Raw genomic sequence first — 20271 nt, forward strand, 5'->3', positions numbered from 1 at the left:
CGACGGTCCCAGCCGGAAGGATGAAGCCATGAAGCTCACTCACATCGGCGGACCGACCGCCCTGCTCAGCATCGGCGGCCTCTCCCTGCTGACCGACCCCGCGTTCGACCAGCCCCGCGAGTACCACCTGCCCGGCCGCGTGATGACCAAGCTGACCGGACCGGCCCTGGAGATCGCGGAACTCGGGCCGATCGACGCCGTTCTGCTTTCGCACGACCAGCACAAGGACAACCTGGACGAGTCCGGCCGGGAGCTGCTGGCGAGTGTTCCGAAGGTGTTGTCGACGACGGCCGCCGCAGAGCGGATCCCCGGCGTGCAGGGCCTGGAGAACTGGGCATCGGTCGAGCTCCCCCGCCCGGACGGCGGCGTCCTCACGGTGACCGGCCTCCCCGCTCGGCACGGCCCGGAAGGCTGCGAGCCGGTGACCGGGATCGTCACCGGCTTCCTGCTGACCGGCGACGACCTCCCGACCGTCTACGTTTCCGGCGACAACGCCTCGGTCGACCTGGTCGATGACCTCGTCGCCCGCCTCGCCGCCGGCACCATCCCGGGCGTCAAGGCCGGCTCGGTGGACGTCGCGGTCCTCTTCGCCGGCGCCGCCCGCACCCCTCTGCTGGACGGCGCGCCGCTCACCCTCACCTCCGAGGCCGCGGTCGAAGCAGCCCGCCTCCTGACCCCAGCCGTCATCGTCCCGGTCCACACCGAAGGCTGGGCCCACTTCAGCGAAGGCCCCGCCCACCTCGCCAAAACCTTCACCACCGCCAACCTCGCCACCCGCCTCCACCTCCCGGTCGCCGGCGTGGCGATGGAGCTCTAGCGCATCGATGCTTACCGGGTCAGTTCTTCGACACGAGCCAGCCGATGCGCAGTTCGTCCGCACCCGGGCGGAAGATCCGCAGGAACTCGGCACGCTCGGGGTCGTCTTCGGGCAGACTTTCGGCGAGGGCGGCTGCGCGGCGATGGTCTGCGGGCGGGCGCCGAGCGCGGCCCGCAAGTGGAGTGAGCGGCGCAGCATCGAGATCTCCTCGGCCGGCTCCTGCAGATGGGCGAGGTGCCGGATGATGTAGGACTCGAAGTAGCCGTCGCCGGACTTCGTCGCGATCTCGAGAGCCGTCCGGTACCGCGGCAGGGCGCCGGCGAAGTCCTCGTCGATGTTGTCGAGCAGGACGGCCCAGTGGTACTCGGCCCAGCCGCGCTGCTTCTCGTCGCCGGTCTCGACCGCCGCCCGGTAGTGCGCCTCCGCCGCGGCACCGCCTCGCGATCAGTCGGTCATTGGGTCGCGAACCTCATGCCGTGTTGCCGCCAGAAAGGCGTCAGGTCGATAGTCGTCGCGGATTGGGCGGCTTGTTTGAAGGTTGTGGGGGTGGCGATGCCGTACCAGTGGGTGCGGGCGTAGGTCTTCAGGAGAGTGGCCATGGCTTGGGGGCCGATCAGGCGGGTGAGGTCGTGGAGCATGCAGGCGCCGTAGGTGTAGACGTAGGTGCCGTAGCTGGTCGGGTGGGCTTTCCAGTAGGCCATCGAGTTGGTGATCGAGGTTGCCAAGGAGGCCGGCCAGCAGTCGGGCTTGGTGTCGCCGGCGAGGAGGTCGGCGGAGTAGACAGCGAACGACTCGTCCAGCCAGGGATCGGCGTACTCGTTGTTGCCGACGATGCCGTACCACCACTGGTGCGCCACCTCGTGGACCGCGGCGCTTTCGCCGTACGGCGGAGCGACGAGCAGCACGAAGCCCGGGTACTCCATCCCACTGAAGGCGGCCCACTTGTCGTTGAGCACCAGGTCGAGTTCGCCGTACGGGTAGGTGCCGAAGCGGCGGCCGAAGTCGTCGGCCGCGGCGACGGCTCCGGTTCGCGCGGTGGCGACAGCACCCGGCGTCACCACTGAGGTCCAAAAGGTGCGGACCTTCACGCCACCCGGCGAGGTCAGCTCCGAGTGCTCGAACGGCCCGGCGGCCCAGGCGAAGTCGCGCACCTGCTTGGCGGTGATCAAGCCGCCCGATTCGATCCCGGTCGCGGGAACCTGTAACGAGGCGGGATGATCCAGCCGTACGGCGAAGTCGGCGGCCGGCGCGTAGTAGCTCTCGCCGATCCCGACATCCGGTTCGAGATGCCAGCCGGCCTGGTCGCGGATCGCCAGCACCGGCAGGGCGTTGCCGAAGAAGCTGTAGGCGCCGGACCGGCCGAACTTCTCAGCCCGGTCCGGCGCGGTGATGCTGAGGTCGAAGGCGATGGAGACTTGCTTGCCGGAGGCAACTGGTTGCGCGAGAGTCACCGGCAAGGCGGTGCACACGACGCTCGCCGTACGAGGTGTGCCGCCCGAGAAGTGGCTCAATCGAACCGGTGACGAGCTGCAGCCGTCCCATGCGTTGCCCCACAACCGCAGATAGATCTCGGACAACGAGCTCGCCGAGGTGTTCGTGAAGGTCACCCGCTCGCGCCCGGTCCACGTCACGCCACTGGCGTCGGTGCTGAGCTGCACGTCGTACCGCGGTCTGTCGTTGCTGGCAGCAACAGCAAGAGACAAAGGGGCCGCGAGCAAGGAAATGACAACCAGCAGAACGATCCGGCGCATGGCGACTCCACAGGTCGGTGGAGTCGCAGGTTACCGAGTCAGCGGCGCCGGATCAGGTCCCGTCGGCAACCAATCGTGTACCAAGATCTCATCGCCGACGTGGATGGTGCCCGGCTTGAGCACGGCCGCCTTCATCCCGAAGCTGACCCCGCCGCCGTAGTCGGGTTGCCGCCGGTACGTCGCGAGCGTGCGCGTCGGCTCGGGTCCGCTCTTGCGGCCGGTCGCCTGGTCGACGGTCGGCACGGCGCACCGGATCGCCCGGGCGGCGTACCCGAAGTCGACCTCGCCGGCCGACGCACGTAGTACGCGGTCCTCGGTGTGCGGCTCGTGCCAGCCCGCGATGACGAGGTTCGGCCGGAAGCGGTTCATCGGGATCGGGGTGCCGCCGCGCTCCACGATTCGCTCGTTCAACCCGTCGAGCGACGACAGCGACGTGATCAGCAGAGCATGCGCGTCACCGAAGCCGGTCTGCCCCTTGTGCACGCCCCAGCCGGGGCGCTCGTGCTCGGGCGTCACCCGGACCAACCCTGTGCGCCGCCCGAGACGCTCGGAGAACCACTCGTCCGCGGCCGGGTCCTGAACGACACCGGCGCCGAACCACTTGTTGAACAGGCTCACGTCGCGCCGCTTACCGTCGTACCGGATCGGTACTTCGAGGTCGTCGGCGCCGTCGGCGGTCAGCCGCAGGGAGTCGCCGAGGACGTGCACCTTCAGCGGCGCCATCGCGGGAACGGTTCGCTGGCTGAGGAAGGTGCCTTCGGGGTCGACCAGCATGAAGCTGCGGTCGTGCAGGAGCCCGGTCGGCGTCACTTCGGCCTGCTCGACCGACACCCCGGCCAGACCCTTCACCGGGTAGTAGTTCAGCGCGGCAACCTTGGCTGTGGACACCCCGCAAAATTACCTTGGCGCGCCGGCCGGCCGGGGGTCGCACCCCGGAAAGCTGACACCGCTTTGTCCGGTTCAGCGCCCGAAGGTCCCCGCGGGCGCGGCCGGCGTGGTGAATCCGTCGGCGTCGGTGAGCGGCTCGGCCTTCCCCGCCAGCTCAGCCAGCGGCAGCACCTCGTACGGCGGTTGCGCGCGCCGCCCCGCGTCGGACAGCTCCGGCACCGGCTGTGCCGACCCCACCAGCACCACGTTCCCGAACCCTTTCCCCCGCAACACCTTCCGCTCGGCCAGCACCACCCCGAACCCCGCCCCGCCAGGCGGGCGAGACTCCGCCGCGCCGCTGAGGCGGGCCGGCGGGCCGGCACCCTCACTCCCCCCGGCGGGTGGAGTGAGGTGGGTGCGGAGGGTGGCGGCTACTCGGCGGACGAAAGTGAGGCCCGCGGAGCCGTCGATGAGGTTGAACACCAGCAGGCCGGCGGGGCGCAGTACGCGGGCGCACTCGGCGACGAACTCGGCGGTGACGAGGTTCGCCGGGACCGCCTCGTGGACGAAGGCGTCGACGATCACCACGTCGACCGAATCCGGGTAGACCGCCGCGATCCCGGCCCGCCCGGTGACCGGCCGGACCTTGATGCCCGCCCGCTTCGGCAGCGGCAGCGTCTCGCGGACGAACTCGGTCAGGTCCTCGTCCGGCTCCAGCACGATCTGCCGCGACCGCGGCCGGGTCGCGGCGACGTACCGGGCCAGCGTCAACCCAGCCCCACCGATGTGCAGCACCGAGATCGGCTGCCGGCGTTCGGCCACGGCGTCGAGCACGTCACCGATCCGGCGGACGTACTCGAAACAGAGATTCGCCGGGTCGGCGAGATCGACCTGCGACTGCAGCGACCCGTCGACCCGCAGGACGAAGGTCCCGTCGGCCTCGGCCTCGACGGTCGCGACCCCACTACCGACCTTGCGTTCCATCCCCCGAGTTTCGCAGTACGCCGGAACGCGGAGCGTGACCGGGTGGTGTGGATCACCGGACCCACCGTCGCCCACGGGCGGGCGACTTGCTAGCGTCCGAAGGCAAGTCCGTCGAAAACCTCTGAGGAGCGATGTCGTGAGCACTACACCCGTGAAGGTCGCCGTCACCGGCGCCGCCGGCCAGATCGGCTACAGCCTGCTGTTCCGCATCGCCAGCGGTGCCCTGCTCGGGCCGGACACCCCGGTCGAGCTGCGGCTGCTGGAGATCACGCCGGCACTGAAGGCACTCGAGGGTGTCGTGATGGAGCTCGACGACTGCGCGTTCCCGGCCCTGGCCGGGATCGAGATCGGCGACGACGCCAACACCATCTTCGACGGCGCGAACGTCGCCCTGCTGGTCGGCGCCCGCCCGCGCACCAAGGGCATGGAGCGCGGCGACCTGCTCGAGGCCAACGGCGCGATCTTCACCGTTCAGGGCAAGGCGCTGAACGACCACGCCGCGGACGACATCCGGATCACCGTGACCGGCAACCCGGCCAACACCAACGCGCTGATCGCCAAGAGCAACGCGCCGGACATCCCGGCCGAGCGGTTCTCCGCGCTGACCCGGCTGGACCACAACCGCGCGCTCGCGCAGCTCGCGAAGAAGACCGGCACCCACGTGACCGACCTCAAGAAGCTGACGATCTGGGGCAACCACAGCGCCACGCAGTACCCGGACATCTTCCACGCCGAGGTCGGCGGCAAGAACGCCGCCGAGGTCGTCAACGACCAGAACTGGATCGAGAACGACTTCCTGCCCACCGTGCAGAAGCGCGGCGCGGCGATCATCGAGGCCCGCGGCGCCTCCTCGGCCGCCTCGGCCGCGGCCGCCACGATCGACCACACCCGTGACTGGCTGCGCGGCTCGGCCGACGGCGACTGGCTGTCGATGGCAGTCGTCTCCGACGGCTCGTACGGCGTCCCGGAGGGCCTCATCTCGTCGTTCCCGGTGACCACCAAGGACGGCAACTGGGAGATCGTCCAGGGCCTGGAGATCAACGACTTCTCCCGCGGCAAGATCGACGCCAGCACCCAGGAGCTCGGCGAGGAGCGCGACGCGGTGCAGGCGCTCAACCTGCTCGGCTAGTCACACCTGACAACGCCCGGCCGGGAGATCCTCCCGGCCGGGCGTTTCGTCTTTCTCAGCGAATCCGGTACGCGTTGAGCACGGACTGGCTGACCGTGTTGCCGTCCCGGTCGGCCAGCGTCGACCGGAGCGAGATCAGCTTCGCCCCGGCCGGCGTACGGAAGAACGCCTTGTAGCCGGACTTCGGTGTCCGTACGACGGACGCCTTCGTCCAGGTCTTGCCGCCGTCGCCGGAGACCTGCAGCGTCACCTGCTTCACCGCGCCCACCTTCGCGCCCGGCTGGCTGACGACGTCGAGCGGCAGGATCGAGAGCGGCTGCCGGGCCACGGAGTTGTTCAGGTCCACCGCGGGCCGCGGCCGCACCGCCCAGAGCGGCAGGGCGACTTCCTTGCTCCCGGTGTCCTGCGAGCTGAACGTCCAGACCGTGCTCAGCTGGGTCGCCAGCTGCAGCAGCGACCGCACCTGCGACGACTCGAGCCGGAACGAACCCTTGCCTGCGGCAACATCTTCGACGGACAGCTGCCCCGGGCTGGTGTCCGAGCCGATCAGCTTCCCGTTGCGGAACAGCTTGATCGACGCCTTGTCCACCTCGAGGGAGTCACCGGAGTGACCGTCCGCGTCGGCGTTCGGCTGGACATAGACGTTGATCGTGTTACCGGTCCGGGTCGAGCCACCGTCGGCGACATCCGGTACGGCGACCGCGGCACCCCAGCGTTCGGAGTAGGTCCGGCCGGCCTGATAGGGCCGGTCGTACGCGACGTGGTTGATCAGCCATCGGCCGTCACCGCTGTCCGGCTTGACGGTGTCGACCATGGCGGACCAGGTCGTCCCCACCGCGGTGTCCAGATAATGCGTGGCCTGACCGGGCCTCGAGTACGCGAAGGTCTGCCCCGAGCTGCTGAGACCCGCCCCCGGCAGGGTCCCGAACCGCTGGTCCAGAGCCAGCAGTCCCGGTTGGTCCGCCGCGTACCGCGTGACCACCTTGGCCAGCTCCTTGTCCCGAACGATCCTGTTGTACCCCGAGAAGTAGCTGCCCTGCTTCCCCTGCAACAGGTTGTAGCTGTACGGCGAATCGAGGAACTGCCCGTCGGGCTTGGGCACGCCCCACCGGGTCGAGACGTACGAGAGCATCTCATCCTTGGCCGCGGCCTTCCCCAGCGAACCGACGCGCACCTGGTCCAGGTCCGGCGCCCAGATCGAGTTGCTCTCCGCACCTTCGGACAGGCCGCGCAGATAGCCGATCTCCAGCTGGCCGAGACGAGCGTCGGCCCGCGGCAAGGTCATCCGCACCGGCTTGGCCTGGCGGGCGTCGACCGGTGCACTCGTCGCGCGGTCGAGCGTCAGGACAGGCCGGACAAGCTGGTAAACGCGCCCTTGGGCGTCCCCGACGGTGCCGTCGAGGAAGTACTTGCCCTTGGGCAGCCGCAGCTTCACGACTCCGTCCGCGCCGGGCGTGAGCTCGGTGGCGAAGTCCCGGTCGAGCGAGTAGAGCAAGGTGTCACCCTGGTCCGTCCCCTTGCCGTCAGGCCCGATGTGGCGAATGACCAGGTCGTAGCTCTCGACCTCCTTGTCGACCGCCAGTGGCGTGCCGATGACCGAAGCGCCGGCCTTGGCGACCACCTGGCCGGAGTACAGGGCGTCGGGTCCGTTGTGCTTGGTGTTCGAGGTGACAGTCACGGACGCGCTTCCGCCGGCGGGGATCGTCACCGAGGATGCGCTCAGCTTGAAGGCCGATGCCGGCGCGGGCTTGCCGTCCGTGGAGGACGCCGTCAGCTTGAGAGTCAGCGTCACCGCGGCCTTGCCGAGGTTGCGGTAGGTGAGTTGCCTGGCGACCGGCTTGTCGTCGGTGTGCGGCCACAGCGCCGTGCCGAACGACAGGCTGCTCGGCGAGCCGAGGACCGATTCGGTGATCGCCTTGGCGACGTCGATCCGGCCCGCTCCTTGCGCGAACACACTCTGGTTCGGCAGCTTCTTGGCGGAACCCATCAGGACCGCCTTGAATTCGGGCGCCTTCCAGCCGGCGTGCTGCTGGGCGAGCAGCGCCGCGGCGCCGACCACGTGCGGCGTCGCCATCGAAGTACCGGACAGCTTCGTGTAGTACTGGTTGACCGGGTCACTCGACGTTCTTCGCGCGGGCGGCGACGATGTCGACGCCGGGCGCGGTGACGTCGGGCTTGATGGAGCCGTCGCCGAGGCGTGGTCCGCGGCCGGAGAACTCTGCCAACTGGTCGGACTTGTCCACCGCGCCCACAGTGAGTGCCGCGTCCGCGCTGGCGGGTGAGCCCAGCGTCTGCGCGTCGGGTCCACTGTTGCCGGCGGCAACGACAAACAGAGTGCCGGTCTGGGCGGTGAGCCGGTTGAGCGCCGCCTCCATCGGATTGACCTCGGCCGTGTCCGGCCAGCCCAGACTCATGTTGACGACCTTGGCCTTCTGCTCGACGGCCGCCCACTGCATCGCGGCGATCACGGCCGACTCTTCGCAGCCGCCCTCGCCGTCGCACACCTTGCCGTCCAGCAGTTGGGCGTCCGGCGCGACGCCCTTGTACTTCCCGCCCGAGGCGGCCGCCGTGCCCGCGATGATCGAGGCGACGTGGGTGCCGTGCCCGAACTTGTCACCGGCCGGGTCGCTGGTGAAGTTCTTCCCGCCGACCACCCTGGTGCTCAGATCGGGGTGGGTCTTGTCGATGCCGGTGTCGAGCACCGCCACCTTGACGCCCTTGCCCGTGTACCCGGCCTTCCAGGCGGCGGGTGCACCGATCTGCGGAACGCTCTGGTCCAGGAGCACCTTGCCCTTGCCGTCCAGCCAGATCTTGCTGATCCCGGCCGCCGACCGGGCGTTGGCGTCCAGTTGCCCAAGGAACTCCCCCGAGGCGCTCTTCGGCACCTGGACCGCTGCCCCGCCGACGGCCGGCAACTGCCGGGTGATCGTTGCCCCCGGCAACGCGCTGGCCGATCGCTGCCGGGCGGCGTACTCGACGATCAACGGAGTCGCCCGGAGGTGCGCGTCGTCGTACCCCATCCGGATCAGGCCGGTCACGTCGAACAGGCGCCGGTCGAGCCGGCCGGAGCCCACCATCGCGCTGACATCCATCGGCAGCACGGTGACGTGGCCGGCCTTGTTGTCCCGCAGAACCCGGAAGACGACCTTGTCCCGTCCCGGCCCTCTCTCCACGCGCAGCTTCGCCGGGTCCCCATCCGTCAGGATCACCTTGTCCCCCGTGATCAAAGTGACCACCTGATCCGCGTTACCCGGCGGCCATGTCGCCGGTTCCCCAGTGGCACCTTGCGCCGCCGATGCGTTGCCGGCGATCGTCACCACCAGCGCTGCCGCCAGCGCGAGCGCCAGCCCCCTCTTCCTGCTTCGCATCTCATTTCTCCCCAGGTCGTCGATCGAGCCGCTGATGGGACGCCGCCCGCAGTGAAAAAGATCGGGTGCCCGGAGAATCTTCGGACACCCGACAGGCGTGCTCTGCAAGAAGGGCGGACGTCGTCAGCTCGAAACCGCGAACGCCTTCACTACGGTCTGGTCGATCGTGTTGCCGGCCCGGTCTGCTGACTGGGCTCGCAGCGAGACATACGCAGTACCGGGCGGCGGGGTGACCTTGACCTGCCAGGCCGCACCATGGCGTCGTACTGGAGCCGGCTGCCAGCTCTTGCCTTCGTCGTATGACACCTGCACTGCAAGGGTCCTGGCCGGTTGCGCCGCCGAACCAGGTTGCCGCTGGACCGACACCGGAACCCAACCCGGCTTGGCCCGGTTGTGGTCGTCGAGCGCTGGGCTGAACCGAACCGCCGACAACGGCAGCGCGCTGTCCACAGCAGTGCGGCCGGAACGGAACGTCCAGACCGCACTGACTTCGCTGGTCGGGCCGTTCTGCGAATTCCGCTTGGCCTCGGCCTCCAGCCGGTACTGCGCGGCGCCTGCCGGCAGGTCGGCGGTCAGCACACCGGCCGTCTCGGTTGCTTCGGCGATCACCTTGCCGTCTTGCGTCAGCGTCGTTCGGGCCTCGTCGGTCGGCGAGAAGCCCGCATGCCCGAAACCGTCGGTGAACAAGGGTAGATCGGTGTGCAGGTGATCACCGTCGCGACCGGCCCAGGGCTTGCGGTCCGGATCGGACAGCCGCTGGTCGGTGGCCGGGAAACCGGGGCCGAAGACGCCCTTGTTCCAGTGTTCGACGCTGGTGCTGCCCGCCCGGTAGGTCCGCGGCGAAGCCCGGAACTCGGTGCCGTCGCCCCAGTTGCCGCTGTCCGGGTCGACGATGATCTCCCGGTACCGCGTGGACCAGCGGATGCCCTTCGCCTGGAGATACAGGGTGGACTCACTGGGCAGCTTCGGGAAGAGGGAGAAGCCGCCCACGGGCTGTTCGGGCAGCTCTGCGAGAGGGCTGGCGAACCGGCCCATCTCCATCCTGTCGTTCGCCGAGGAGGCCGCGTAGTCGGTCTTGACGACGGCCAGATCCTGCGGGCGCACTGCCTTGTCGAAGCCCGTGTACAGCTCGCCGGGCACGAACCACTGCAGGAGGTAGTGATACGGAGAGGCGTCGTCACAGCCCATCGGTTCGCCAGGTCTGCACCACTGGGTCAGCAGGGTGCTGGCGAAGTCCGTGCCCGCGACTGCGGGCCCGACCTGGGCAGTGGCCAGGCCGTCGAAGGACGTGCCGGTGAGATAGGCGAAGGAGAGCTGCGTGCCACGGGCGAACCCGAGCTCGATCGAGTACGGCGCGGCATCGGCTCGTGGTGGCGCGACCTTGACCGGTTTGGCCTGCGCCGCATCGAAGGTCACTGTGGTGTCCTTGCTCAGGTCGAGTTCCGGCATCGCCAGGAACGCCCGGTCCTTGCGGTCATCGCTCGTCGGCAGCCGGATATAGCTGTCCAGGACGTACTTCCCCTTCGGCAGCCGGACCACGCTGACCGGATCGTAGGCGAAGTCGAACGCCTCGGAATCGTCGTGCGACGCCACCACCGTCTCCACCGGCTGGATCGGGCCGCCCTGGCGGTCCAGGTGCCGGATCGTCAGGTTGTAGCTCTCGGCCTCGCGTTCGACGGAGAGCACCGTGGTCAGGTGAGTCGTGCCGGCGGTCGCGATCACCCGCCCGGCGTAGTAGCCGTTGGGACCGTCCAGCTTGGTGTTCGCGGTGACGGTGACCTTCGCGGTGCCGCCCGCGGGGACACGCACCGAGGACTGGCCGAGCGTGAAGGTCCCGGCCGGACGGCCGTCCGGATCATTGCTTTGAGCAACCAAGTGCAGGTCGACATCCGCCGTACCGGAGTTCTGGTAGGTGATCGTCCTGTTCACCAGCTCGTCGTCGGTGTGCGGCCAGGTCTGGACGGGGTAGGAGATGCTGCCTTCCAAGGGCGCGACGCTCTGCCTGGTGGCGGTGCCGACGTCGACGCGTCCGGCGCCTTGCTGGAAGAGGGTCTGGTCCGGATTGGTCTTCGCCGAGCCCATCAGCGCCGCCTTGAGTCCGGCCGGAGTCCAGTCCGGGTGCTGCTGGGCCAGGATCGCGGCCGAGCCGGTGACGTGCGGCGTGGCCATCGACGTACCGGACAGCTTCGTGTAGTTCTCGTCGACCGGCTCGCCGATCACGCCGTCCTTGGCGCGGGCGGCGACGATGTCGACGCCGGGCGCGGTGATGTCCGGCTTGATCGCATGATCACCGAGCCGTGGTCCGGTGCAGGAGAAGTCCGCGAACGCGTCGGCCTTGTCGACGGCGGCGACGGCGAGGGCCGCATCGGCGGTGGCGGGCGACGATACGCCGTACCGGGGGCTGGTGCAGTACGGCCAGTTGCCGGAGGCAACGACGAAGAGGGCCTGCGAGCTGAGCCGGTTGACCGCCTCCTCGAGCGGATCGATCTCCGGGGTATCGGTACCACCGAGGCTGAGGTTGACGACGTCGGCGCCCTGCGCGACGGCCCACTCCATCCCGGCCAGGATGTCGGAGTCGAAGCAGGTGGACGCGCAGACCTTGCCGTCCAGCAGTTCGGCATCCGGCGCGACACCCCGGTACCTGCCACCCGAGGCGGCGCCCGAGCCGGCGATGGTCGAGGCGACGTGCGTTCCGTGGCCGAACTGGTCCCCGGCGGGATCCTGGGTGAAGTTCTGGGTGGCGATCACCTTGCCGGCCAGGTCGGGGTGGGTGGCGTCGATCCCGCTGTCGAGGACGGCGACCTTGACGCCCTTGCCAGTCAGGCCGGCCTTCCACGCTTCCGGCGCGCCGATCTGCGGGACCGACTTGTCCAGGCTGAGCTCGCGCTTGCCGTCGAGCCAGATCTTGCGGACGGAACCGGCGAGGCGTTGCCCCTTGACCAGGTTCGCCCAGCCGGCCGCGGCATCGGTCTTGGCGAAGCGGGTCGGCGAGGCGTTGATCGAGCGGAGTCTGCCGGTCGGCTGCGAGTACTCGACCAGGAGCCGGACCTCCTTGCTCTGCTGATCGTCCAGTCCTGCTGTCAGCAAGGCGCTGACGTCGAAGAGGCGGTGGTCGAGTTTGCCCTGGCTCAGCAGGGCTGCGGCGTCCGACGGTACGACGTACAGGTGGTTCGCGACCTTCTGTACGGCGTACGAGATGCCGTTGCGGCGGGTCCTGATCTCGGGTTGACCCGTCGGGCCGAGTTGGACGGTGTCACCGGTGAGCAGGGTGACGCTGCGGGACGAATCCCTGTGACTGCTTGCCGGAGTGGGCCGGTGGGAGCTGGAATGCGCGACTTGGGGCTGGGCCAGCCCTGCGGCGGCGAGGGCGATCACGCTGGCGGCAGCGGCGGTTCTTCGACGCGGGAAGCGCATGAAGAGAGTCCTTTCATCGGGTGGACTCTCTTCCAACGCGGCGGGACCGGCGCCAGGGTGACCTCAGCTGGGGACGATCAGGCCCAGCAGCAGAATGGTGGCGCCCACTCCGAGCAGGAGGGCGGCGTCGAACATGCGGCTGCGGACGTGCAGCAGGCCGGCCGCGTCGTCGCCGAGGGCGGCCCGGAGCAGACCGGCCAGCAGGACTCCGCCGGCGAAGAGCAGGATGCCGTTGCGCCAGTCGTAGAAGGTGAGGATCACCAGGCCGGCCGCGGCGACGATCACCGACAACGCCAGCGGCCATTCGCTGCGGCGCTGCGCCTCGCCCGCCATCAGCCGGCGACGGCGGCTTCGGCCGCCTCCACCACGTTGGTGAGCAGCATCGCGCGGGTCATCGGGCCGATCCCGCCGGGCATCGGCGCGATCCAGCTCGCCACCTCGCGGGCGGCCGGCTCGATGTCGCCGACGATCTTGCCCTCGGCGCTGCGGCTGGTACCGACGTCGAGCAGGACGGCGCCCGGCTTGATCATGTCGGCGGTGATCAGGCCGGCCGAACCGGCCGCGGCGATCACGATGTCGCCGGTCCGGACGACCGAGGCGAGATCCTTGGTGCCGGTGTGGCACTGGGTGACGGTCGCGTTCTCCGACTTCCGGGTGAACAGCAGGCCCATCGGGCGTCCCGCGGTGACCCCGCGGCCGACGACGACCACGTGCGCCCCGGCGATCGGTACGTCGTAGCGGCGGAGGATCTCGACGCAGCCCTTCGGCGTACAGGGCAGTGGGCCGTCCTGGCCGAGGACGAGCTTGCCGAGGCTGACCGGGTGCAGACCGTCCGCGTCCTTGACCGGGTCGATCAGGCCGAGGATCTCGTTGGTGTCGACGTGCTTCGGCAGCGGGAGCTGGACGATGAAGCCGGTGCAGGCCGGGTTCTCGTTCAGCTCGATCACCTTGGCCGCGATCTCGTCCTGGGTCGCGGTAGCGGGCAGTTCGACCTCGATCGAGGCGATCCCGACCGCGGCGCAGTCCCGGTGCTTGCCCGCGACGTACGCCCGGCTGCCGGGGTCGTCGCCGACCAGGATCGTGCCGAGGCCGGGCACCACGCCCTGCTCGGCCAGCTTCGCCACCCGGACCGCCAGCTCGCTCTTGATCGCCGCCGCGGTCGCCTTGCCGTCCAGAATCTCCGCCGTCACGGTCCGATCCTCCCACGCACCCCGGCGGCCCTGTCGCCGGGTGAGCTGGGACACAAACCTGACCGATCGGTTGAAAACTGGCCGATCGGTCAGGATAGTGGTGACCATGGCAACCACCACCCCGGCGCGGGAGCGGACCCGGCGCGAGATCGAGCAGCAGGCGATGGCGCTGTTCGCGAGCCAGGGGTACGACGCGACCTCGTTGCAGGACATCGCGACTGCCGCCGGTTGCTCGAAGGCGACCGTGCTCTACCACTTCAACGGCAAGCCGGCGGTGCTCGCAGCCGTCCTCGAACCGTCACGGATCGCACTGAACGAGCTCAACGCGGAGGCGGCCGGGATGTCCGCCGCGGCGGCTCAGGAGTTCGCGCTGACCCGGTTCGTCGAGCTCGCCGTCGAGTTCCGCGGGCTGATCAATGTGCTGCAGGACCTGCTGAGCACGATCGAGCAGTATCCCGAGTTCGCCGACCTCATCGCGGCCGGGATGCGGATGACCGAGATCCTCGCCGGCGGCACCGACGACCAACTCGAGATCGACCTGGCGAAGTTCGCCATCAACGGCCTGCTCGGCGAGTGCCGGCACCGGGGCGAGCGCACCGACGCCGAACTGCACACCCTCTGTGACACCGCGCTGCGCCGGATCCTCCGGCTGAACCGCTGACCACGCCTACTTCCAGCGAACGGACGCACCAGCCATGGCAAACCTCCTGTACCGGCTCGGCCGGTTCTCCTACCAGCGGCGCCGGATCGTCACGGCGATCTGGGTGTTCGTCCTGGTCCTGCTCGGGGTCGGCGCACTGACGCTCGGCGGCAAGACGGCGAACACCTTCTCGATCCCCGGCACCGAGTCGCAGCGCGCGCTGGACGCCTTGAAGACGGAGCTTCCGGCCGCGAGCGGCGCCTCGGCGACCATCGTGGTGAAGGCACCCGCCGGGCAGACCCTCGCCACTCCCGCCGTGAAGGCGGCTGTCGGCGCAACCGTTGCCAGAGCCAACCAGTTGCCCGAGGTCGTCGGCGCGGTGGATCCCTTTACCAGCAAGGCGATCAGCCCGGACGGTACGACGGGTCTGATCAGCGTGCAATTCACCAAGCCCGCCGATGAGCTGGCGAAGAGCACAACCACGGCGTATGACGAACTGCATCGCTTGAGCTCTGGCGATCTGCAGGTGGTCCCGGGTGGCCAGATCGTCGGTGGGGCACCGCCGATGGGCGCGACCGAGGTGATCGGTGTGGCGATCGCCGCTCTCGTACTGGTGATCACGTTCGGATCGCTCGTCGCCGCCGGCATGACCCTGCTGACCGCGCTGGCCGGCGTGCTCGCGGGGATGGCTGGGTTGTTCCTGATCACGTCGGTGGTCGATGTCTCGTCGACGGCTCCGATCCTCGCGCTGATGCTCGGTCTCGCGGTCGGGATCGACTACTCGTTGTTCATCAGTTCGCGGCACCGGTCCCAGCTTGCGGCGGGGATGGACGAGGAGGAGTCGGTCGCACGAGCTACCGCGACCGCTGGGTCGGCCGTGTTGTTCGCCGGCGCGACTGTCGTGATCGCCCTTGCCGGGTTGAGTTTGGTGGGAGTTCCGTTCCTGACCGCGATGGGCCTGGCCGCGGCGGCCACGGTGCTTACCGCAGTACTGGTTGCGTTGACTCTGCTGCCTGCACTGCTGGGGTTTGTCGGGCAGCGGGTGTTGCCGCGGAAGGTGCGGAAGAGTGGGGCTGCCGCTCCTGCTGTTCACGGGTTCGGTTTTCGCTGGGCCCGGTTGGTGACGCGGTTCCGGGTACCGATCGTTGCTGTGGGCATCATTGGGCTCGGCGTGCTGTCGATTCCCACCCAGGACATGCGGCTGGCGCTGCCGGACGGCGCATCGGCGGCGGCCGGGACCAATCAGCGGGTCGCCTACGACCTGACGGCGGCCGCCTTCGGCCCGGGGGCGAACGGGCCGCTGGTGGTTGTGGTGAAGGCCGATGACGCTGCGACGACGGGTGCGCTGGTCGAGCAGGTGCTCGGGAAGGCCAAGGGGCTCAAGGACGTCGTCGCGGTTCAGCCCGGGCCGGCGAGTGCTGACGGGAAGACCCGGCTGGTCAGCGTCATCCCGGCGGGCGGTCCGGCCAGCGAGCAGACTGCCGACCTGGTGAAGAACCTGCGGACTTCGATCCATCCGCTGGGGGACGTCTCGGTCACCGGCAACACCGCCGTCGGTGTGGACGTGTCGAACAAGCTGACCGCAGCGTTGCCGCTTTATCTGCTGGTCGTGATCGGGTTGTCGTTCCTGCTGCTGATGCTGGCGTTCCGGTCGATCCTGGTGCCGTTGAAGGCGACGCTCGGGTTCCTGCTCACGATCGGCGCGACATTCGGGATCACCGTGGCGGTGTTCCAGAAGGGCTGGGGCGCCTCGCTGCTCGGCGTCGACTCACCGGGGCCGCTGGTCAGCTTCCTGCCGATCATCATGATGGGCATCCTGTTCGGGCTGGCGATGGACTACGAGGTGTTCATCGTGTCCCGGGTCCGGGAGGAGTTCGTGCACGGACGGCACGCGACCGAGGCGACCGTCGAAGGTGTCGGCCACGGCGCCCGGGTGGTGACGGCGGCGGCGCTCATCATGGCCGCGGTCTTCGCCGGGTTCATGTTCGCCGAGGACCCGATCATCAAGACGATCGGCTTCGGCCTCACCATCGGCGTCCTGATCGACGCCTTCGTCGTCCGGATGACCCTCGTCCCCGCCGTCCTCACCCTCCTCGGCGACCGCGCCTGGTTCTTCCCGAAGTGGCTCGACCGCATCACCCCCAAGGTCGACATCGAAGGCGAAACCCTCCACGTCCCCACCGAAGAGAAACAACTGGTCACCGTCGACTGATCCAGACCAAGAGCCCGGCAGACACCTTCTGCCGGGCTCTTTGTTTATCCGGACCTGTGCTGTGGGCGCCTGCCTCAGCCGGCGGTACGCAGTACGGGGAATGTGGTCGGGGTTGTCAGGGTTGGGTTGGATAGTTTATTCTTGAACTATCCAGGAGCGAGGAGTCCACCATGCCCGCCGTGACCGTTTCCGACATCACCGTGCTGCCGCGTGTCCACCAGCCGGATCCTGCCGTCGCCAAGGAGCGGTCGGTGCGGTCGGTGACGTCCGCGCCGAGCGGCTACGAAGGAGAAGGCTTCCCCGTACGCCGTGCCTTCGCCGGGGTCGACCTGCGTGATCTGGACCCGTTCATCCACATGGACCAGATGGGCGAGGTGGAGTACGCGCCGGGTGAGCCGAAGGGCACGCCGTGGCACCCGCACCGTGGCTTCGAGACCGTCACCTACATGCTCGACGGGATCATGGAGCACCAGGATTCCCAGGGCGGCGGTGGTGTCATCTCCAACGGCGACACCCAGTGGATGACGGCCGGCTCCGGCCTGCTGCACATCGAGACGCCGCCGGAGCACCTGGTGCTGAGCGGCGGTCTGTTCCACGGCATCCAGCTCTGGGTGAACCTGCCGAAGGCGCAGAAGTGGGCCGCCCCGCGCTACCAGGACATCCGCGGTGGCGACTCCGCGCTGCTCTCGACGGCGGACGGCGGCGCGCTGATCCGGGTGATCGCCGGGTCGGTCGACGGCCACGACGGCCCTGGTTCGACGCACACCCCGATCACGCTGGTGCACGCGACGGTCAGCCCTGGCGCCGAGATGGTCCTGCCCTGGCAGCCGGACTACAACGCGCTCGTCTACGTGCTGGCTGGCCAGGGCACGGTCGGCGCCGACCACCGCCCGATCCGCAAGGGCCAGCTCGCGCTGTTCGGCCCCGGCGACACGATCCGTACTGCGGCAGCCCTCTCGCAGTCGCAGGCCGAGCCGAACCTCGACGTCCTCATCCTCGGCGGCCGCCCGATCCGCGAGCCTGTCGCGATGGCCGGCCCGTTCGTGATGAACACCCGCGCCGAGGTCATCCAGGCCTTCGAAGACTTCCAGGCCGGCAAACTCGGCACCATCCCGGCCGTCCACGGCCTCGGCACGGACCTGCACGAGTCCAACTGACACCTCATCCGCGGTTCCGCCTCAGCGGCGGGACCGCGGATTTTCAGGGCGTGTAGTTGCCGGTGTCGTCGAGGTCTGTGTAGTGCTGGATGCGTGGATCGTCGGGGTCGCCGCCGGCCAGTACTACGAACTCGCGGGCGGCCGGCGGGCCGCCGTACTGGGGGTTGAGGCCGTTGCTGAGGCTCTTGTGCATCAGCGCGAAGTCGACGTACCGATCGCCGAGACCGAGCCGGCTGAGATCGAGGATGCCGCTGAAACGCAGGGTTTCCGGGTCGATGAAGACGTTCGGCGCACAGTAGTCGCCATGCGTCACGACCTCGCGCGGCCCGGGGAACGGCGAATCGAACGGACACTCGGTCAACCCGCGCAACCGGCGTACGCCGTCCGCAACAGCGGCCAGTACCGCGGGACGCTCGGCGGCCGGCCAGGTCTGCGAGGCGTCGCGACCGTGGAGCTGAGTGGTGAGCATCCAGTCGTCACCACGATCGAGCACGCGCGGGCACGGTATCTCGGTGCCGGCCAGCCAGCTCAGTCGTTCGGCTTCTTCGGCAACGCCCGCGCCCGCCTTGTAATAAAGGGTTTCTGCGGCGCGTTCCAGTCGCACCACGGTCGCCCCGGACCATCCGAGGTCGACCGGTTCGGCGCGGGTGGCGCCGAACCGGTCGGTCAGAGCTGCAAGATCCACTCAGTGAAGGTTACGGTGCAAAGCCGAAATCAGCTCGCCATTTCCGGTATCGCCATCGAGTGACCAGATCATCGCGCCGCCGAGGTGGCGCTTGGAGATGTACTGCGCCTTGCGCTTCATCTCGACCGGGTCGTCCCAGGTCCAGAACGTCGTACCGTCGAACAGCCAGGCGAAGCCGGCCTTGTTGTCACGGTGGACGGTGAAGTCGCCGGCCTTTGCCTTGAGCAACCGATAGTCCTCGTAGCCGGCTTCGTACGTCGCCGGCGCGGGACCCGTGGCGGGCTGGAACAACCCGTTGTTCTGGTTGGTCACGCCGGTCCAGCCGCGGCTGTAGAACGGCACGCCCATCACCAGCTGGTTGCGCGGCGCACCGCGGGAGAGGTAGGCGTCGATCGTCACCTGGGAGCTGAACTCCTCGGACGAGGGGTCGCCCTTCGGCGCGTCGATCGCGGACTGCTGGTTGGTGATCGGGTCCCACGAGCCGTGGTAGTCGTAGCCCTGCGTCGTACCGAAGGTCAGGTCGCGGAACAACTGCTTGACCTGGAACCCGTTGTCGATCTGCTCCGGCGCGGCGGGCAGGAAGGCGGTCAGGTTGTAGCGGCCGCGGAACGGCCAGGACGCGCGGTCCAGCTGCTTGCGGTACTCGTGCACCAGTGCGGTGAAGTTCTGCTTGTCTTCGGGGCGGATCACGTTGCCCGGGTTGCCTTCGCTGGCCGGCCACTCCCAGTCGAGGTCGACACCGTCGAAGATGCCCTTCGCGGCACCGGCCGGAGCGCCCGGCAGGTTGCCCTTGAGCCACATGTCGAGGCAGGACTTCACATGCGCGGCCCGGGAGGCCGGCGTGAGCGCGGCGTCGGAGAAGTACTTCGAACCGGTCCAGCCGCCGAGCGAGATGCTGATCCGCAGCTTCGGGAACTTCTGCTTCAGCTGCTTCAACTGGTTCAGGTTGCCGGCCAGTGGCTGGCCGGCCTCGTCGGCTTTGCCGCTGACGCTCTGCTCCGCGGTGAACGGCCGCTGATAATCGGCCCACGGGTCGCTCGAGACACAGTTGCCGGAGGCATCGAGAAAGCCGAACGCGTAGTTCAGCTGGGTGAGTTTGGCGGCCGTACCGTTCTTGACCAGGTCACTCACCAGGAAGTTGCGGTCGTAGCCGCTCCACTGGGTGTAGTACCCGACAACACGCTTCTGACTGTGAGCCTCGGCCGGCACCGCGGACACCCCGAGAGGGACTGTCACCGCAACTGCCACCAGCGCCGCAAAGCTCCGACGTTTCACCGACATGGTTCTCCCCACCGGGCGGTTCGAGGAACAACGAGCCCGCTCACCATAAGCACGCCTGAATAGTTAAGCAACCTCTCTATCGAAAGCATTTTCTGCCGCCCCCTGCGCCGTCGAGAGCGCTTTCTTACCCCAGGCGATGGACGAACTCGGCCCTAGACTCGGCGACATGCTGCAGATCAGGCCGGCGGTGACCGCGGATGTGGAGGTCGTGGACGAGATCGCCCAGTCCGCCTTCGAGCACTACACCGCCCGGATCGGCCGCCCGCCGACGCCGATGAGCATCGACTACCGGGCCGCCGTCGAGGCCGGCAAGATCTGGGTCGCCGACGATCGCAGTACGGTCGTCGGCTTCGTCTTGCTGGAGAACGAGGACGACGCATTGCTCCTGGACGTCATCGCCGTCTCACCCGCGGCCCAGGGCACGGGAGTCGGCTCGGCGCTCCTCACCTTCACCGAAACAGAAGCCGAGACCCGCGGCTACTCCCGCATCACGCTCTACACGAACGTCATGATGACCGAGAACCTGGCGTACTACCCACGGCATGGCTACGTCGAGACCGGACGCCAGTACAAGAACGGCTTCGGCCGAGCCCACTTCGAGAAGATGCTCGCTGGTGTTAGTGGCGATGAAGGATCGGCCGTTTCGGGGGTTGGGCCGACCGACGAGACAGGTGGTCTTCAACCCGGCTGAGCTGCTCGAGAGTAGGTCACGTGGTCAGCTGCGACGAAGGAGCCGGCAGCCGGCGGGCGGGAGCAGCCGACCGAGGAGGGCACGC

The 20271-nt window shown here is 68.7% G+C and carries 17 protein-coding genes; 7 read left to right on the top strand and 10 right to left on the bottom strand.

Going from position 1 to position 20271, the window contains the following annotated elements; all coding sequences use genetic code 11:
• Nucleotides 1–28: 28 nt before the first annotated feature.
• Nucleotides 29–817 (top strand): MBL fold metallo-hydrolase, encoded by a 789-nt coding sequence (locus tag EV138_RS11075; protein ID WP_133978357.1) that lies wholly within the window; start codon nucleotides 29–31, stop codon nucleotides 815–817.
• A gap of 7 nt (nucleotides 818–824) precedes the next feature.
• Nucleotides 825–1067, top strand: coding sequence for a hypothetical protein (locus tag EV138_RS11080; protein ID WP_133978359.1), 243 nt, complete (start codon nucleotides 825–827; stop codon nucleotides 1065–1067).
• Between the two features lie 202 nt (nucleotides 1068–1269).
• Here the strand turns inward: EV138_RS11080 and EV138_RS11085 are convergent, their stop codons facing one another.
• The 3 genes from EV138_RS11085 to EV138_RS11095 form a co-directional block, all read right to left on the bottom strand.
• A complete protein-coding gene (locus EV138_RS11085; protein WP_133978361.1) occupies nucleotides 1270–2568 on the bottom strand; it encodes a M1 family metallopeptidase in 1299 nt (432 codons plus the stop codon).
• A gap of 30 nt (nucleotides 2569–2598) precedes the next feature.
• Nucleotides 2599–3456 carry an MOSC domain-containing protein gene (locus tag EV138_RS11090; protein ID WP_133978363.1) on the bottom strand — a complete coding sequence of 286 codons (858 nt, stop codon included), beginning with the start codon at nucleotides 3454–3456 and terminating at the stop codon, nucleotides 2599–2601.
• A 72-nt stretch (nucleotides 3457–3528) separates the two neighbouring features.
• A complete protein-coding gene (locus EV138_RS11095) occupies nucleotides 3529–4419 on the bottom strand; it encodes a spermidine synthase (protein ID WP_133978365.1) in 891 nt (296 codons plus the stop codon).
• Between the two features lie 136 nt (nucleotides 4420–4555).
• Here EV138_RS11095 and EV138_RS11100 point away from each other — a divergent pair, with 136 nt between their 5' ends.
• A complete protein-coding gene (locus EV138_RS11100) occupies nucleotides 4556–5548 on the top strand; it encodes a malate dehydrogenase (RefSeq protein ID WP_133978367.1) in 993 nt (330 codons plus the stop codon).
• Between the two features lie 55 nt (nucleotides 5549–5603).
• Here EV138_RS11100 and EV138_RS11105 read toward each other — a convergent pair whose 3' ends face one another.
• From EV138_RS11105 to EV138_RS11120, 5 genes are all read right to left on the bottom strand, one after another.
• On the bottom strand, nucleotides 5604–7637 hold the full coding sequence (locus tag EV138_RS11105) for a S8 family serine peptidase (protein WP_500778646.1): 2034 nt from the start codon (nucleotides 7635–7637) through the stop codon (nucleotides 5604–5606).
• A gap of 25 nt (nucleotides 7638–7662) precedes the next feature.
• Nucleotides 7663–8916, bottom strand: coding sequence for a S8 family serine peptidase (locus EV138_RS38375; protein WP_255513671.1), 1254 nt, complete (start codon nucleotides 8914–8916; stop codon nucleotides 7663–7665).
• Between the two features lie 123 nt (nucleotides 8917–9039).
• Nucleotides 9040–12330: a S8 family serine peptidase gene (locus EV138_RS11110; protein ID WP_133978371.1), complete on the bottom strand. Its 3291-nt coding sequence runs from the start codon at nucleotides 12328–12330 to the stop codon at nucleotides 9040–9042.
• A gap of 63 nt (nucleotides 12331–12393) precedes the next feature.
• On the bottom strand, nucleotides 12394–12663 hold the full coding sequence (locus EV138_RS11115) for a DUF3017 domain-containing protein (protein WP_133978373.1): 270 nt from the start codon (nucleotides 12661–12663) through the stop codon (nucleotides 12394–12396).
• Nucleotides 12663–13520, bottom strand: a complete 858-nt coding sequence (locus EV138_RS11120) for a bifunctional methylenetetrahydrofolate dehydrogenase/methenyltetrahydrofolate cyclohydrolase (RefSeq protein ID WP_133978375.1) — start codon at nucleotides 13518–13520, stop codon at nucleotides 12663–12665. The genes EV138_RS11115 and EV138_RS11120 overlap by 1 nt, the downstream gene beginning before the upstream one ends.
• Nucleotides 13521–13626: 106 nt before the next feature.
• On the opposite strand from EV138_RS11120, the gene EV138_RS11125 reads away from it, so the two are divergent.
• The 3 genes from EV138_RS11125 (at nucleotide 13627) to EV138_RS11135 (ending at nucleotide 17529) form a co-directional block, all read left to right on the top strand.
• Entirely contained in the window at nucleotides 13627–14181 is a 555-nt protein-coding gene (locus EV138_RS11125; protein ID WP_133978377.1) for a TetR/AcrR family transcriptional regulator, read from the top strand.
• A 34-nt stretch (nucleotides 14182–14215) separates the two neighbouring features.
• Nucleotides 14216–16372, top strand: a complete 2157-nt coding sequence (locus EV138_RS11130) for an MMPL family transporter (RefSeq protein ID WP_133978379.1) — start codon at nucleotides 14216–14218, stop codon at nucleotides 16370–16372.
• 170 nt (nucleotides 16373–16542) lie between these two features.
• Nucleotides 16543–17529 (top strand): pirin family protein, encoded by a 987-nt coding sequence (locus EV138_RS11135; protein WP_133978381.1) that lies wholly within the window; start codon nucleotides 16543–16545, stop codon nucleotides 17527–17529.
• A 43-nt stretch (nucleotides 17530–17572) separates the two neighbouring features.
• On the opposite strand, the gene EV138_RS11140 is transcribed toward EV138_RS11135, so the two are convergent.
• Nucleotides 17573–18214 (bottom strand): phosphotransferase, encoded by a 642-nt coding sequence (locus EV138_RS11140; protein WP_133978383.1) that lies wholly within the window; start codon nucleotides 18212–18214, stop codon nucleotides 17573–17575.
• Nucleotides 18215–19450 (bottom strand): glycoside hydrolase family 18 protein, encoded by a 1236-nt coding sequence (locus tag EV138_RS11145; RefSeq protein WP_238158065.1) that lies wholly within the window; start codon nucleotides 19448–19450, stop codon nucleotides 18215–18217.
• 211 nt (nucleotides 19451–19661) lie between these two features.
• Between EV138_RS11145 and EV138_RS11150 the strand changes: the two genes are divergently transcribed.
• On the top strand, nucleotides 19662–20186 hold the full coding sequence (locus EV138_RS11150) for a GNAT family N-acetyltransferase (RefSeq protein ID WP_133978387.1): 525 nt from the start codon (nucleotides 19662–19664) through the stop codon (nucleotides 20184–20186).
• Nucleotides 20187–20271: the final 85 nt, after the last annotated feature.

The sequence above is a fragment of the Kribbella voronezhensis genome (assembly GCF_004365175.1).
Taxonomy (GTDB): domain Bacteria; phylum Actinomycetota; class Actinomycetes; order Propionibacteriales; family Kribbellaceae; genus Kribbella; species Kribbella voronezhensis.

Excerpts from the sequence above, each read along its gene's own strand:
- EV138_RS11125 (WP_133978377.1), top strand. The coding sequence starts at position 13,627 with ATGGCAACCACCACCCCGGCGCGGGAGCGGACCCGGCGCGAGATCGAG.
- EV138_RS11075 (WP_133978357.1), top strand. The coding sequence starts at position 29 with ATGAAGCTCACTCACATCGGCGGACCGACCGCCCTGCTCAGCATCGGC.
- EV138_RS11115 (WP_133978373.1), bottom strand. The coding sequence starts at position 12,663 with ATGGCGGGCGAGGCGCAGCGCCGCAGCGAATGGCCGCTGGCGTTGTCG.
- EV138_RS11150 (WP_133978387.1), top strand. The coding sequence starts at position 19,662 with ATGCTGCAGATCAGGCCGGCGGTGACCGCGGATGTGGAGGTCGTGGAC.
- EV138_RS38375 (WP_255513671.1), bottom strand. The coding sequence starts at position 8,916 with ATGCGAAGCAGGAAGAGGGGGCTGGCGCTCGCGCTGGCGGCAGCGCTG.
- EV138_RS11085 (WP_133978361.1), bottom strand. The coding sequence starts at position 2,568 with ATGCGCCGGATCGTTCTGCTGGTTGTCATTTCCTTGCTCGCGGCCCCT.
- EV138_RS11095 (WP_133978365.1), bottom strand. The coding sequence starts at position 4,419 with ATGGAACGCAAGGTCGGTAGTGGGGTCGCGACCGTCGAGGCCGAGGCC.
- EV138_RS11130 (WP_133978379.1), top strand. The coding sequence starts at position 14,216 with ATGGCAAACCTCCTGTACCGGCTCGGCCGGTTCTCCTACCAGCGGCGC.
- EV138_RS11080 (WP_133978359.1), top strand. The coding sequence starts at position 825 with ATGCTTACCGGGTCAGTTCTTCGACACGAGCCAGCCGATGCGCAGTTC.
- EV138_RS11135 (WP_133978381.1), top strand. The coding sequence starts at position 16,543 with ATGCCCGCCGTGACCGTTTCCGACATCACCGTGCTGCCGCGTGTCCAC.
- EV138_RS11110 (WP_133978371.1), bottom strand. The coding sequence starts at position 12,330 with ATGCGCTTCCCGCGTCGAAGAACCGCCGCTGCCGCCAGCGTGATCGCC.